The 14,999-nt window shown below is 48.7% G+C and carries 15 protein-coding genes; 7 read left to right on the top strand and 8 right to left on the bottom strand.

Annotated features, from left to right (window positions below; all coding sequences use genetic code 11):
• Positions 1 to 5: 5 nt before the first annotated feature.
• The 7 genes from A3GA_RS0101340 to A3GA_RS0101310 are packed head-to-tail and all read right to left on the bottom strand — an operon-like array spanning position 6 to position 4,860.
• A complete protein-coding gene (locus A3GA_RS0101340; protein ID WP_018025586.1) occupies positions 6 to 800 on the bottom strand; it encodes a lysophospholipid acyltransferase family protein in 795 nt (264 codons plus the stop codon).
• Positions 797 to 2,089 carry a dihydroorotase gene (locus tag A3GA_RS0101335; RefSeq protein ID WP_018025585.1) on the bottom strand — a complete coding sequence of 431 codons (1,293 nt, stop codon included), beginning with the start codon at positions 2,087 to 2,089 and terminating at the stop codon, positions 797 to 799. Before A3GA_RS0101335 ends, A3GA_RS0101340 begins: the two co-directional genes overlap by 4 nt.
• On the bottom strand, positions 2,089 to 3,042 hold the full coding sequence (locus A3GA_RS0101330) for an aspartate carbamoyltransferase catalytic subunit (protein WP_018025584.1): 954 nt from the start codon (positions 3,040 to 3,042) through the stop codon (positions 2,089 to 2,091). Before A3GA_RS0101330 ends, A3GA_RS0101335 begins: the two co-directional genes overlap by 1 nt.
• A complete protein-coding gene (gene pyrR / locus A3GA_RS0101325) occupies positions 3,035 to 3,592 on the bottom strand; it encodes a bifunctional pyr operon transcriptional regulator/uracil phosphoribosyltransferase PyrR (protein WP_018025583.1) in 558 nt (185 codons plus the stop codon). Before pyrR ends, A3GA_RS0101330 begins: the two co-directional genes overlap by 8 nt.
• Before the next feature lie 47 nt (positions 3,593 to 3,639).
• A complete protein-coding gene (ruvX, locus tag A3GA_RS0101320) occupies positions 3,640 to 4,077 on the bottom strand; it encodes a Holliday junction resolvase RuvX (RefSeq protein WP_018025582.1) in 438 nt (145 codons plus the stop codon).
• Positions 4,078 to 4,080: 3 nt separating this feature from the next.
• Complete coding sequence (locus A3GA_RS0101315; RefSeq protein ID WP_018025581.1) at positions 4,081 to 4,695, bottom strand: YqgE/AlgH family protein; 615 nt, start codon at positions 4,693 to 4,695, stop codon at positions 4,081 to 4,083.
• A complete protein-coding gene (locus tag A3GA_RS0101310; protein ID WP_026156731.1) occupies positions 4,696 to 4,860 on the bottom strand; it encodes a rubredoxin in 165 nt (54 codons plus the stop codon). It abuts the gene before it with no gap.
• Positions 4,861 to 4,977: 117 nt separating this feature from the next.
• Here A3GA_RS0101310 and thiE point away from each other — a divergent pair, with 117 nt between their 5' ends.
• The 7 genes from thiE to proB all read left to right on the top strand — a co-directional run bounded on the left by thiE (position 4,978) and on the right by proB (position 11,918).
• A complete protein-coding gene (gene thiE / locus A3GA_RS0101305; protein WP_018025579.1) occupies positions 4,978 to 5,643 on the top strand; it encodes a thiamine phosphate synthase in 666 nt (221 codons plus the stop codon).
• Positions 5,644 to 5,669: 26 nt separating this feature from the next.
• Positions 5,670 to 6,950 carry a glutamate-1-semialdehyde 2,1-aminomutase gene (gene hemL, locus A3GA_RS0101300; RefSeq protein ID WP_018025578.1) on the top strand — a complete coding sequence of 427 codons (1,281 nt, stop codon included), beginning with the start codon at positions 5,670 to 5,672 and terminating at the stop codon, positions 6,948 to 6,950.
• A 150-nt stretch (positions 6,951 to 7,100) separates the two neighbouring features.
• Positions 7,101 to 8,324 carry a bifunctional glutamate N-acetyltransferase/amino-acid acetyltransferase ArgJ gene (gene argJ / locus A3GA_RS0101295; RefSeq protein ID WP_018025577.1) on the top strand — a complete coding sequence of 408 codons (1,224 nt, stop codon included), beginning with the start codon at positions 7,101 to 7,103 and terminating at the stop codon, positions 8,322 to 8,324.
• A 279-nt stretch (positions 8,325 to 8,603) separates the two neighbouring features.
• Positions 8,604 to 8,915 (top strand): 50S ribosomal protein L21, encoded by a 312-nt coding sequence (rplU, locus tag A3GA_RS0101290; protein WP_018025576.1) that lies wholly within the window; start codon positions 8,604 to 8,606, stop codon positions 8,913 to 8,915.
• Positions 8,916 to 8,948: 33 nt separating this feature from the next.
• Positions 8,949 to 9,209: a 50S ribosomal protein L27 gene (rpmA, locus tag A3GA_RS0101285; RefSeq protein ID WP_018025575.1), complete on the top strand. Its 261-nt coding sequence runs from the start codon at positions 8,949 to 8,951 to the stop codon at positions 9,207 to 9,209.
• 204 nt (positions 9,210 to 9,413) lie between these two features.
• A complete protein-coding gene (gene obgE, locus A3GA_RS0101280) occupies positions 9,414 to 10,676 on the top strand; it encodes a GTPase ObgE (RefSeq protein WP_018025574.1) in 1,263 nt (420 codons plus the stop codon).
• Positions 10,677 to 10,781: 105 nt separating this feature from the next.
• Positions 10,782 to 11,918 carry a glutamate 5-kinase gene (gene proB, locus A3GA_RS0101275; protein WP_018025573.1) on the top strand — a complete coding sequence of 379 codons (1,137 nt, stop codon included), beginning with the start codon at positions 10,782 to 10,784 and terminating at the stop codon, positions 11,916 to 11,918.
• 75 nt (positions 11,919 to 11,993) lie between these two features.
• On the opposite strand, the gene ppc is transcribed toward proB, so the two are convergent.
• Complete coding sequence (ppc, locus tag A3GA_RS0101270) at positions 11,994 to 14,954, bottom strand: phosphoenolpyruvate carboxylase (protein ID WP_018025572.1); 2,961 nt, start codon at positions 14,952 to 14,954, stop codon at positions 11,994 to 11,996.
• Between the last annotated feature and the right edge of the window lie 45 nt (positions 14,955 to 14,999).

The following is a 14,999-nucleotide window of genomic DNA, read 5'->3' as shown; positions in this document are numbered from 1 at the left end:
AGTGCTTAATGCTTGCTATCAGCGCCCGTAGCGGTGGCGACGCTAGCTGCGCCCACCACATCGCGCTCCACCTCCGTTTTAATCAGTTCATAGCAACGCTGTGCCGCTTCGACCCGATTCATCCCCTCGCCACTTAGGGGTTGTAAATAGCGTACCGTCACCGAAATACCAAAATTACTCAATAAAACCCAGATATTGTGCACTAAGGTCTCATCACCAATAAAAGATGGATAGCCACTACGCTCGCCCTTAAAGTACAACAAAATCGCCACCGGCTGTAACGGCACCTGTGCCTTTAGTGGTGCGTCCAATAAACCACCAAAAAAGCTTTTAACACTTAAACCGTCAGAGGTCGTACCCTCGGGGAATAGACCCGTACACATACCCTGCGCATAGCGACTAGCCAACTGCTGATTCACCTCGCGCATCGCGGAGCGACTGCTGCGATCCACAAAAATCGTGCCCGCTTGTGCCACTAAGCGACCAACAATCGGCCACTGCTTAATCTCTTGCTTAGCGACAAAGGCGGTGGTGCGACAGCTATTGAGAATAAAAATATCAATCCAGGACACGTGATTTGCCACCAACATCACCGCCGTTTGCTGCAATGGCGCCCCCTCAATCCTGACCTTAACCCCCAAGACCAAAATTAAGAGCTTGGACCAAGCCTTAATAATCGCTTCGCGCTGAGACTGCTTTAGCAAGGGGAAGACCAGACCGGTAAAAAAAAGGCCGATCATCAGTAGCAATACAAGTAACACTAATCGAATTAAAAAGCGCAGCACTCGAATTAGAATCACTTGCCTTCCTCCCACATCACGCAACCGCTCACAACGGTCAGCTTGACGCGACCTGGTACTTGGTAATTAATAAATGGCGTATGCACACTTTGACTCAGTAGGTTGTCGCGATTCACCGTCCAGTACGCCTCTAAATCCACTAAAGCCAAATCAGCCGGTGAGCCCACCGAGAGCTGACCGCAAGCAGAAAAGGCCGGCGCCGCTTGCTGTAGAATAGAGACTGGTCCGCAAGTGACCTTGGTCAGCGCCTCCAATAACGGCACCTCATTTTCTTGAGCCCATTTATAGACCAGAGAAAACAGTAATTCCACACCGGAAGCGCCGGGAACCGCCTCGGCAAAGGGGACTAATTTATCCTCGTCATCTAGCGGAATATGATCCGAACAAATCGCATCAATAGTGCCGTCCATCAAGCCACGCGTAATGGCATCACGGTCTCGTTGACTGCGTAAGGGCGGATCCAAGCGGTAATTACTGTCAAAATAACCAATATCTACATCGCTCAAATGCACATGATTGATGGAAACATCACACGTCACTGGCAGACCCTCAGCCTTGGCTTGACGCACCAACTCAATGCCTTGAGCACTGGACAGACGACATAGGTGTAAACGCACGCCAATACTACGCTGCAATTCAAAGAGCGCATGTAAGGCAATGGTCTCGCTCTGCACTGGAATACCAGCTAAACCGAGACGCGAAGCCACTTCACCACTAGCGGCCACCCCGTTAGCGCTAAGACTGCGTTCGTGCGGTCTTAACCATAAACTGTAATCAAAGCTCTTGGCATATTGCATACATTGCTTCAGTGTACCCAGTTCCGGCAAGGGACGATTCGCTTGTGAAAAAGCCACACAACCTGCACGAGTCAATTCGGCCATTTCGGTGATGCGTTCACCATTTAACCCTACCGTCATCGCACCCAAGGGGTACACATAGGTTTGATTTAATGAGCGGGCACGATGCTTTAGCATCTCGACCAAGCCTGGTTCATCCAAGGTTGGATCGGTATCCGGCGGTAAGACCAGACGAGTCACGCCACCAGACAAGGCGGCCATTAACTCATTTTCCAAGGTATCGCGATGCTCATAACCGGGTTCACGCAAACGCACGGATAAATCCACTAAGCCCGGAATCACCACCAAGCCACTCGCATCAATTACGCGCTCTGCCTCAAAATCCACCGGATCAATGGCGACAATACGCTGACCCGCAATGGCAATATCATGCACCGCATCTAATTTATTTTTAGGATCCAGTAAGCGACCGTTTTTAATTAGAATATTCATTATTCAGAAGCTCCTGCAACAATACTCATGACTGCCATCCGTACAGCAATACCAAAGGTCACTTGATCTAAAATCACGGCCTGCGGCGAATCAGCCACATCGGTGGCAATTTCGACCCCGCGGTTCATTGGCCCAGGGTGCATCACAATCGCATCGTCCTTGGCTAGCGCTAATTTCTCCATGGTCAAACCGTAATTTTTAAAATACTCATGCGATGAAGGTAAAAAGGCACCGCTCATACGCTCATTTTGAATGCGTAACATAATCACCACATCCACATCACGTAAGCCCTCATCCATATCATGATAAATCCGTACGCCCATCGGTGATAAATCACCAGGAATCAAGGTCTGCGGACCAATCACACGAATTTCTGGCACCCCGAGCGTGGTTAAGGCGTGGATATTAGAGCGAGCAACCCGCGAATGCAGCACATCCCCCACAATTGCCACCGTCAAATTACTGAAGTCCTTTTTGAAATGACGAATGGTATACATATCCAATAAGGCCTGCGTCGGATGCGCATGCCTACCATCACCTGCATTGACCACATGAATATGCGGTGCCACATGCTGCGCAATCAGATAAGGTGCGCCACTGGCTTGGTGCCGCACAACAAAAATATCCGCTTGCATGGCGGTCAAATTGGCAATTGTATCTAATAAGGTCTCGCCCTTGGCGGTGGAGGAGACGTTAATATTTAAATTATAAACGTCGGCGGATAAACGCTTAGCAGCAATTTCAAAGGTGGTACGGGTACGGGTTGAGTTTTCGAAAAACAGATTAAAAACGCTTTTACCACGTAAGATGGGGACTTTTTTAACCTCACGCTCAGCCAGGGGCACAAAGGTCTCTGCGGTATCAAGAATATGGGTAATCACATCATGCGGCAAGCCCTCAGTGCTGAGCAAATGCACTAATTCACCATGCTTATTTAATTGCGGGTTAGTCATGTTCAACCTCTTTTAAAGCAATATCAAATACATGCTCTTCATCCTGCGACAATACAAAGCGCTGTGTCTTAGGTAAGGTAAATACCTCACCTACCACATCGGGCTGTACTGGTAGCTCCCGCCCACCCCGATCAATTAACACCGCCAAGGCAATGGTGGCCGGACGCCCAATATCAAACAGCTCATTCATTGCGGCGCGAACACTACGACCGGTATATAAAATATCATCCACCAAAATCAGATGCTTATTCGTCACATCAAAAGGCACCGAACTGGGTAGCTTTTGCGTGTGCAATCCAATCCTACGAAAATCGTCGCGGTAGAGGCTGGTATTAATTAAGGCATTGTCCGTCGTAATCGCCAAATCCTGCTTAAGGCGCTGAGCTAACCACGCACCACCTGAATAAATACCGACCAAATGCACCTCATCGGCCGGGTGTGCAGCGATTAACTCAGCAACACCTTGTTTTAAGCGCTGATATAGCTCCTCGGCCTTAGGTAGCTCATCCAAGCTACGCTGCTTAGGCTGCTTAGGGGATCCATTTTGCATGATTATTCCTGAGTTTAAATGATCTAGTTAGCCCGCTATTTTATCACTTAAGAGGCGAGGACATCTAAATGTCGTTGTAAGATAACTGCAGCCGCCACTGCATCATCCTCAGTTGCAAAACGACGTGCTGACTTGGCATCAAACTGCTGATATTGGCGAATGAGATCTTGCGCTTCCATGCTGGAGTACTGCTCCTCAACCAAGACCACCGGCAAGCCATAACGACCATGTAATTGATTAGCAAAACGCCGCGCCCGCGCCGAGGCCTCCTGCTCCTCGCCCGCCAAGGTGAGTGGCAAACCCACCACTAGCTGATCGGGCTCCCACTCACTGAGCAAGGCCTCAATTTGCGCAAAGCGTTGCTGCTTCACTTCCGACTTAATAATGGCAAGCGGTCGCGCCTGCCGTATCAATGAATCACCAATCGCCACACCAATTTTTTTTAAGCCAAAATCAAAGGCTAAAAAACGTATTTCTTGACTCATCACTTAGGCATGACCCGCTTGTGTCGACAAATGACTAATATCAATGCCCAAACTGGCTAAGGCAGCCTGATAACAATCGTAGGGTGGTCGCTTAAAAATCAAATCATGGTCAGCCGGCACAGTTAACCAGACATTTGCACTTAATTCGCGCTCTAACTGACCCTCATCCCAACCGGCATAACCAAAGCAAATAAACACATCCTCGGGGCCCTTGCCAAGCAAATAATCCTGCAGCATATCGGATGAATTGCTGATTTGCAAAAGCACGTCTTTGTGACCGCTCGTGCTATCAACGTCGGCAGTTTTCAGCGGTGGGTGTAATACAAAGCCACGCATCGGCTGCACCGGGCCACCAAAAAAGATGGTTTTATTGACATAATCGGCTGGCGCTTCCAACTCGAAACGCTCGACTAAATCACTTAACTCAATATCGGTGGCACGATTAACAATCACCCCACCTGCTCCCTCGGGCGAGTGCTCAAATAAATAAATCACCGTGCCGTTAAATAAATCGGAATCCACACCTGGCATGGCTAATAAAAACTGACCACTTAAGTCGGTAAAATGCTCAACATTGCGATCGTCGCTTGATGAGTGTTGCTTATCAAAGCTTCCCATTTAAACCTCCACCATCTCAAAATCCACCTTGCGCGCTGCGCATTCGGGACAGATCCAATCATCGGGGATATCCTCCCAACGGGTGCCGGGTGCAAGCCCCTCATCAGGGGCGCCTGTCGCTTCATCGTAGACCCAGCCACAGATCAAACACATCCAAGTTCTCATTAAAAACCAGTAATAATTAATTAAGATAAAGACGCTATGTTCTAATTGTACTGTTAACATTCTAAACTGTTGACTAGAACGGCATATGTTGAGAGGAATTTTCCACTGGATTAAGCGATGACACAAGTAACTAAACGCTTTGCAAACGGTCTTTACGGGATTACGCCTGAGTGGCAGGATCACGCCAAACTGCTGCACGCCATTGAGGCTGCCTGCCGCGGTGGCATGCGGGTTTTACAATGGCGCCAAAAAAAGCTCAGCTATGCCGACTCCTTGGCGCTAGCGTTAGAGGCCAAAGCGATTTGTCACCAATATCAATGCCAATTTTTTGTCAATGACTCAGTGCAACTGGCCCTAGACTGTCGTGCCGATGGGGTACATATCGGTCGTGACGACGGCTCCGTCGAGGCGCTACGTAAAGCGTGCCAAGCACAGGGACAAAGCTTATTCATCGGCGTAAGTTGCTACAATGATATTAATTTAGCGCAGCAAGCGATTAAGGATCAGGTTGACTACTTAGCCTTTGGTGCGCTCTTCCCCTCCTCGGTCAAGCCCGAGGCAGTGGTTGCGTCGTTGGACTTATTTGCGGCAGCCAAAGCCGTGATGCAAGCGCATCAACTAGGGGCCACCGAGCGCCCGGCACTGGTCGGTATCGGCGGCATTGACTGCCATAATGCACGCTCTGTGGTTGAGGCTGGCGCAGATAGCATCGCCGTCATCAGCGGATTATTTGAGAGCGATGAGATTGAAGCAACGGCACGCTACCTTAGTAATTTATTTTAAATGCAAACTATTTAATAGGCATCTTCATGACAACAAATCAAGCTTTATTTGACCGCGCCTGCTTAACTATTCCTGGCGGCGTTAACTCACCTGTGCGTGCATTTAAATCCGTTAGCGGCACCCCGCGCTTTATTGCCAAAGCTGAGGGCGCTTATATGTGGGATGCCGAGGGTAATCGCTTTATCGATTATTTAGGCTCATGGGGTCCAGCCATTGTGGGGCACGCTCACCCCGAGGTGGTTGAAGCGGTACAAGAAGCGGCGGCACGTGGTCTATCCTATGGCGCTCCCACCGAAGCTGAAATTTTACTGGCCGAGAAAATCACCCAGTTGCTTGCCCCAGTGGAAAAAGTTCGCTTAGTCAGTTCCGGCACGGAAGCCACCATGAGTGCGATTCGTTTAGCTCGCGGTGCGACCAATCGCAACAAGATCATTAAATTCGAGGGCTGCTATCACGGTCACTCCGATAGTTTATTGGTAAAAGCTGGCTCTGGCCTACTGACCTTCGGCAACCCCTCTTCTGCCGGCGTACCGGAGGAGTTTGTTAAACACACCTTAGTGCTAGAGTTTAATAATTTAAACTCGGTACGTGCCGCCTTTGAAGCCCATCCAGAGGATATTGCTTGCATTATTGTAGAACCCTATGCTGGCAATATGAATTTAATCAAAGCTAAGGCCGGCTTTTTAGAGGGCTTGCGTCGTTTATGTGATGAGTACGGCGCACTACTTATCTTTGATGAGGTCATGACTGGTTTCCGTGCCGGTCCTAGAGGGGTACAGGGTATCACCGGGATTATGCCCGATCTTATCACTCTAGGTAAGGTCATCGGTGGCGGGATGCCAGTGGGTGCCTTTGGTGGTCGTGCGGATATTATGGAGCACATTGCACCACTCGGCGCAGTGTATCAAGCAGGCACCCTATCCGGTAACCCAGTCTCGGTTGCCGCTGGTTTAAAAACACTCGAAATCATCACGCGTGACGGCTTCTATGAGCAACTAACTGCGCAAATGGAAAAGATGATCACTGGCTTAGTCGAGGAAGCGAAAAAGGCTGGCGTCACCTTTAGTGCAGATTTTGCAGGCGGCATGTTTGGTCTCTACTTTACGGAAAAGGTGCCGACCAACTTTGCCGAAGTATCCGCCAGCGATCAAAATGCCTTTAATCAGTTCTTCCACCATATGCTAGAACACGGCGTACACCTTGCTCCCTCAGGCTTTGAGGCAGGCTTTATCTCCGCCGCGCATAATGACGAGATTATTGAGGAAACGCTACAAGCCGCTCGCGCCAGTTTCCAAAAGCTCGCTTAACAAGCAGCCCTCCTAGTAAAAACCCTAGATTTTTTTACTCAAAATCCTCCACCATAAAAAGTGGAGGATTAAACTAAGTTACAATGAATGGATTCAGGGCCACCTACTTCGGGTGAACCGAAATTTGTTGTGAGTTTTATGGGAAGTTAAATGGCTGTTAATTTTCATATCCCCAGTCCAGAAGCTATCCATGCAGTACCAGGTGTTGAGATTGGTATTGCATCTGCGGGTATCAAAAAAGCTGGTAAACGCGACTTAACCGTTTTTAAATTCACCCCGGGCACCACGGTTGCTGGTGTATTTACGCGCAATCGCTTTCGTGCGGCACCGGTACTGATTTGCGAATCACGTCTACGCTGCGATAAAGAAATTCGTGCTCTACTGATTAATACGGGCAACGCAAATGCCGGCACCGGTAGTGAGGGTATGGATCGTGCCTTGCAAACATGCCAAGCCTTAGCCAAGGAACTGGGTCTTGATCAGCACCAGATATTGCCATTCTCAACCGGTGTGATTTTAGAGCCACTACCTCAGGACAAGATCATCGCTGCTATCCCAGCCGCCGTGTCCGATCTGAATAAGCACAACTGGCTACCGGCCGCTTCCAGTATTATGACCACCGACACGGTCCCTAAGATCAGTTCCAAGCAACTTGAAATTAACGGTCGTACCGTCACCATTACTGGTATTTCCAAGGGCGCAGGGATGATTCGCCCAAATATGGCAACCATGCTGTCCTTTATTGGCACGGATGCCGAGGTTGAGTGTCATTTATTAAAGCAAATCACCACCGAGGTGGCGGATAAGTCGTTTAACCGCATCACCATTGATGGTGATACCTCCACCAATGATTCCTTTATTATTGCGGCAACGGGACAAAGTGGTATTGAGATCACCAAAGAAAGTGAGCATTATCAACGTTTTGTTGAGGCCTTAACCGAGATTGCCATCGATCTGGCCCAAAAAATTGTGCGTGATGCCGAGGGTGCGACCAAGTTTATTACGGTTCAGGTCGAGTCCGCCAAAGACCAGGAGGAAGCCTTAAAAGTGGCTTATTCCATCGCACAATCCCCCTTGGTCAAAACCGCTTTTTTTGCCAGTGACCCGAATTTAGGTCGAATCCTGGCGGCCATTGGCTATGCCGATATTGCTGATTTAGACACCTCCACGATCAATTTATGGTTGGGCGATGTGTTGGTAGCCAGCAATGGCGGGCGCCATCCGGACTATGTTGAGGCAGATGGTGATCGTGTGATGCGAGAGCCTGAGATCGTCGTACGGGTAGCCTTAAATCGCGGTGTAGCCAGCGAAACGGTCTATACCTGCGACTTCTCCTATGATTATGTAAAAATTAATGCGGAGTACCGCACCTAAGCAAGCAAATATGTTTGCGCAACATCCACGGCGGCGCCCCTTGCTTAAGGGAGCGCCGTTTTTTACATAGTAAGCGGCAAAGCGTACGTCTAACACCACAAAAAAAGCACAAAACCCTGCTAAATCATTGACAGATAAGTGATTTTATGGGAAAATTTACGGCTTAGCTCAAACTTTTCTGGTAGATCCAGTGATTCTACAGAGCCTCGATGTACTGACATTAGGCACAGAGCTAAGACTATCAGTTTATTAATCAATTTATTTTGAGGTTAAGTCACAATGTATGCGGTCATAAAAACCGGCGGCAAGCAGTATCGCGTGAGCCCCGGCCAAAAACTTAAGGTAGAACAGATACCTGCAGACATCGGGCAAGAAATCTCTTTAGACCAGGTACTATCCGTTGGCGAAGGCGAATCACTCAAAGTGGGTTCTCCTTTAGTTGAGGGTGCTACTGTTACAGCTAAAGTTCTTGCGCACGGTCGTCACGATAAAGTTAAAATTTTCAAGATGCGTCGTCGTAAGCACTACAGAAAGACTCAAGGGCATCGTCAAAATTTCACCGAGATCGAAATCTCAGCGGTTAATGCTTAATTAGCTTATTCGCTTTTTTTACAGGAGTAAATCATGGCAACCAAAAAAGGTGGCGGTAGTACGCGAAACGGCCGCGACTCACAGGCGAAACGCCTAGGTGTTAAAGTATTCGGTGGTCAAACAGTTCCGGCTGGTTCTATTATTGTTCGTCAACGCGGTACTCGCTTTCATGCAGGTGACGGCGTAGGTATGGGCAAGGACCACACGCTCTATGCCTTAGTGGATGGACAGGTTCAGTTCACTAGCAAAGGCGCTTTGAAAAAGCCAACTGTACAGGTAATCGCTGCTGAGTAGTTTTAAGCTCAACTAGCATTAGCTTTACACAGCTTTTCACAGCTTTTCACAGTGATAACGCCGTTTACTTTTAGCGTAAGCGGCGTTTTTTATTGTGATTGACATCACACCGTGCATAACGCCTCCAGCCTATCAACACAAGCACTGCAATACGCTACACTATAAGCAGCAGCTATTTTTTATAATTACACCACAATCATTACGATGAAATTTGTAGATGAAGTCACGATTGAAGTCATTGCCGGTAAAGGTGGTAATGGCTCAGCCAGTTTTAGACGCGAAAAGTTTATCCCCAAAGGCGGGCCAGATGGGGGCGATGGCGGCCGCGGCGGCAGCATTTTTGCCTTGGCGGATCGCAATCTTAATACCCTCATCGATTACCGCTATGCCCGTTTGCACCGTGCCAAAAACGGTGAAAACGGTCGTGGCTCGGATCAATACGGGGCCGGTGCCGATGATATTATTTTAAAGGTACCCGTGGGCACCGTAATTTATGATGCAGAAACCGGTGAGCAGCTATTTGACTTGGATCGGCATGGCGAGAAAGTCACGCTAGCACAAGGCGGTGCTGGCGGTTTAGGTAATTTACACTTTAAATCCAGCACTAACCGTGCACCACGGCAGTTCACCTACGGTAAGCCGGGCGAGCATAAGCACTTACGGATGGAGCTTAAGGTCTTAGCGGATGTGGGCTTACTCGGTTTACCTAATGCTGGTAAATCCTCTTTTATTGCCAAAGCCTCGAATGCCAAGCCCAAGATCGCTGATTATCCCTTTACCACACTGTATCCGAATCTCGGTATGGTGCGTACCTCAACCTCTCGTAGCTTTGTGATTGCCGATATTCCAGGCTTAATTGAGGGCGCTTCTGAGGGTGCTGGCTTAGGTCATTTATTCCTCCGTCATCTAGCCAGAACACGAGTATTACTGCATATTGTCGATATTTACACGATGGACCCCGATATTGATCCGGTGGCCAAAGTGGCGGCTGATATTGAGGCGATTGCTGCTGAATTAAAGCTCTATGATGAGGCGCTGTATCACAAACCACGCTGGTTAGTGTTAAATAAAGCCGATATGGTTGAAGATGCCGAGCAATTCAAACAAGCACTGTGTCAACACATCGGCTGGGAAGGTCCGGTATTTACCATTTCTGCCTTAAGCGGTGAAGGTACAGAGCAGCTAATCTATGCACTCCAGGATTTTGTAGATGAGGTCAAGGCCGCTGAAAACTACGCTGCCGATAAGGCTGCCGGTGTGCTGACGCATGATGACCCACGCTTTGATCCAAACCGTCAGGCGGCAGAAGCTTTAGAAGACGATCCTCGTTTTAGTAACGTTGCAGAGCAAAACGCTAGCAAGCTTGAGCCACGCTACGATCCGCATTCGCCCGCCTATGATCCACGCCTAGACCCTAATCATCCGCTCTATGATCCGCGCATTGATCCCGATGATCCTAATGCCTAAGTAGCGCGTTGGTGCATGGAAAAATGATAAGATAGCAGGCTTAAGTAGATTTTTCTTAAGCCTGTTGTCGCTTAAGCAACCCTAATTTAGAACGTCTTATTCCTCATGTCAGAACTTCATCAAACCGCCTTAGTTAAAGATGCCAAACGAGTTGTCATCAAAATCGGCTCCTCGCTCCTAACGAATAATGGCAAGGGCATCGATAGCCGAGAAATTGCCCGTTGGGCCGCCCAAATTGCGCATCTGCATCAAGCTGGGCAACAGGTGATACTGGTTTCCAGCGGCGCCATTGCCGAAGGGATGGCGCGTCTAGGGTGGGCTCAGCGACCTAAGCTAGTGAATCAATTGCAGGCAGCCGCCGCAGTCGGTCAAATCGCCCTAGCCCAAGCCTATGAGACGGCCTTTAATGAATACGGCATCCAAACCGCACAAGTCCTCTTAACGCATGAGGATTTAGCTGATAGACACCGCTATTTAAACGCTCGTTCAGCGCTTAATACCCTATTAGAATTAAACGTGATCCCTATTATTAATGAAAATGATACGGTGATTACCAAGGAAATTCGCCTGGGTGATAATGATACGCTGGGTGCCTTAGTGGCGAATTTACTTGAAGCTGAGGTCTATGTGATTTTGACCGACCAAGAGGGTCTCTATGATAGTGACCCGCGTAAAAATAGCAATGCCCAGTTTATTCACCGTGCCGAAGCGGGTGATCCAGCCCTTGAAAAAATGGCCGGTGGTGCTGGTACGCACGTGGGTACTGGCGGCATGCTGACCAAGGTACTGGCAGCCAAGCGCGCGGCTCGTAGCGGCGCCCATACCATTATTGCCAGCGGCCATGTGGACAATCTACTCCCGCGCTTAATGCAGGGCGAGTCCATTGGCACCGAGCTATTAGCTAAAATCCCCATTCTCTCAGCACGTAAGCAATGGCTGGCAGCGCATTTACATGTGAGTGGCTATTTGGTGCTAGATGAGGGTGCCATTCAAGCCCTGACCCGCCAGGGTAAAAGCCTGCTACCTATCGGTATCACCGAGGTACGGGGCGACTTCGGACGGGGCGACCTCGTGGCCTGTATCGATCAGGAGGGTAATGAATACGCCCGTGGTCTGGTTAGTTACAGTGCAGAAGATGCGCGGAAGATTATTGGTAAGCCGAGTTCACAGATTGAAAGCATTCTGGGTGCGGTGACCGCCACCGATATGATTCACCGCGACCATATGATTATTCATCACTAGCTAGCCTCACAGCTCAGCTACAGCTCAATCAAGGTGCCCACAGGCGGCGGGCGCCTTCTAAAGCACACGCTTCAATCAACCCGTATTGCGTAAACCAGTGGCAATGCCATTAATCGTCATCAACACCGAACGGGCAATACTACCACGCTCGGCGGCGCTCTCAGCCGTATCCTCGCCCACTTCACGCAAACGATGTAGTAACTTCACTTGCAGATAGTTCAAAGGATCGACGTAAAGAAAACGCTCCTGTAAAGCATTTTTAAGATTGGTATTATCAGCCAATAAATCGTGCTGCACTACCTCTTTAAAATAGCTTAAGGTTAAAGCGAGCTCTTTTTCTATCTGGCTAAATACCGCCTCTCGTAGTGCCTCATCCTGCACCAAGGTGCTGTACTGACGACCGATGGCGATATCGGTTTTGGCCAAGACCATTTCCATATTAGATAAGAGGGTATTAAAGAAAGGCCATTCCTGCGCCATGTTACGCAATAGTTGCAGTCGTTCCGCGCGCGACCATGCCTGATAGTCATGCCCCTCCGCATCTACCATCCCCTCTTCAATAAAGGCTTGTAGTGCCGTACCCATACCGTACCAACCTGGAATCATTAAACGGCACTGTGCCCATGAGAAGGTCCATGGTATCGCACGCAAGTCCTCAATCCGGTGCCCAGCCTTACGGGAGGCGGGACGAGAGCCGATATTTAACTCGGCAATTTGACGCACGGTGGTACTCTCAACAAAGTAGTTTGCAAAGCCCTCGGTGCCATAAACTAGCTCACGATAGGCTTTTTCCGAGCACGTGGACATAAACTGCACCACCGCATGATAACCTCGCTCAGCGCAAGCCTTTGCATCTAAGGCGCAGGCCTCCTCACCAGTTTGCGCCGCGTTTTTACTTAATAAACTGGCTTGCAAGGTGGCAGTCACAATCTGCTCCAAGTTCCACAATCCGGTTTGAGGTGTTTTATACTTAAACTGAATCACCTCACCCTGTTCGGTTAGGCGAATCTTACCTTGCACAGTACCTGCTGGTTGCGCCAAAATCGCTTCATAAGTTGGACCACCACCACGACCGACAGAACCGCCACGACCATGGAACAAGCGTATGGCCACACCATGCTTTTTAAAGACCTCTACCAAGGCTAATTCCGTTTCATAGAGCGACCAGTTGGAGGTTAAATAACCACCGTCTTTATTGCTGTCGGAATAACCTAGCATCACCTCTTGGATGCCGCCCTGCGACTCCATAATGCGCTGCTTGACCCATGGAATGGAAAGCCATTGGTCCATAATCTTTGCGCCCGCTTGTAGATCAGGAATGGTTTCAAAAAGCGGTACTACAATTAAGCCTTCATTGGCCTTAAAAGGGAGCAACTCGCCCTGAGCATCCATGGCCACAGGCAATAAACCGGTTTCTTGCTGTAATAACAAGAGCTCAAGCATATCGCTGAGCGTCTCGGTATGGGAGACAATGCTTTGGGTAATGGCACGATAGCCGTACTGCTGACGAATCGCCGCTGCGCTTCGCAAAATCTCTAATTCACGCTCAGTCTTTTCGCTATATTCCTGCCACGAAGCCACTAAAGGACGAATCTCCGCTAATTCCTTAAGTAAAAACTCGCACTTTTGCTCCTCACTCAACTCGCTATAAATGAGCTTTTTACCGTTAAACTGCACCCCGGCACGCAAAAACACTTCTTCTAACACACGTTCATGCACATCGGAGCTTTGACGCAAGTCAATGGTGGCCAAGTGAAAGCCAAAGACATTGACCGCATAAATTAAATTTTTTAAACGCAGATCGGTTACCCGCGTCGCATGATAGGTATTTAAGGAATTGGCGACGATAGTTAAATCATGCAAAAACTCCTCGGCACTTTCATAGACACGCCCAAACTCTGCCTGTGCTAGGCTAATTTGCCCATTGCTCAGACGCTTAGCCGTTGCTGCCAAACGCGCATACATACCAATCATGGCTCGACGATAGGGTTCATCCTCACGATGCGGTGAGCGGTCATGGCTACGCTCAGCCAATTCACGCAACTCCTCCGAGGCTGGGGCAAAGGCTTCACTTAAGGACAACTCAGTACCCAAGGCATGCACTTCGGCTAAATAATGATTAAAAATTGTCGCCGCCTGCTTGGAAATCGCCATTTTTAAGGTATCGGCATTGACAAAGGGATTACCGTCACGGTCACCACCGATCCAAGAGCCCATGCTCAAAAAGCGCGCAACCTTTGTGCTATCAACCTTAACATCCTTGCTCAGGTACTTATACATCTTGCTGTAAAGCTGTGGTATCACCTGCAGGAAAGTGGAGTTATAAAAATTCAGTGCATTATCAATCTCATCGGCAACGGTCAGCTTATCAAAGCGCAGCATACGCGTATACCACAACAGTTGAATCTGCCCCAAAATACGCTCCGCTATGGCTTCCTTTTGGCGCGGCTCATCAATAAGATGATACTCACGTAGGGAGTCGGAAATGACTTGATGACGATCCAAGATACTCTTACGCTGTACCTCCGTAGGGTGTGCGGTCAGTACCGGTACAATATTTAGCTCATCCAAATAATCATAAACCGTCTGGCTTGATACGCCGGCCTCATTTAAACGCGCTAAGGTCACGCTTAAACCATGCATATTGGGTCTATCCACTTGGTGGTCCAAATGATCCAAACGCCGCTGCAATCTATCCTCGGCAATATTGGATAAGTGCATAAAATAGCTAAAGGCACGACTTAAGGACTTTAACTCCTGATCGCTTTTTTGATTGATTTCATCAATCAAGGACTGCATGACTTCCTGCTTTTTCTCCTCATCGCCCGTTTGCTCAACCACCGTTCGACGTACACTCACGGCTTGACGGCGCAGATTCTCAATCTGCTCAAATAAAGCTTGGCCCTCGGATTCCTGGATACTTAAACCTAATAAACGTCCCAAGAAACGAATATCATTTTGCAGCTCCTGATATAAGATCTCGCTTGACTGCTTGGCGCCCTCATGCTGTGTCTGAATTTCCTGTTGTGCAAGCATGCTACGCTACTCCTAATTGATTTTTCATCTAAATGAAAAAAGAGC

Origin of the sequence: Oligella urethralis DSM 7531, assembly GCF_000372065.1 — a bacterium.
Lineage (GTDB): Bacteria > Pseudomonadota > Gammaproteobacteria > Burkholderiales > Burkholderiaceae_B > Oligella > Oligella urethralis.
This window is presented reverse-complemented; position numbering and strand designations above follow the sequence as displayed.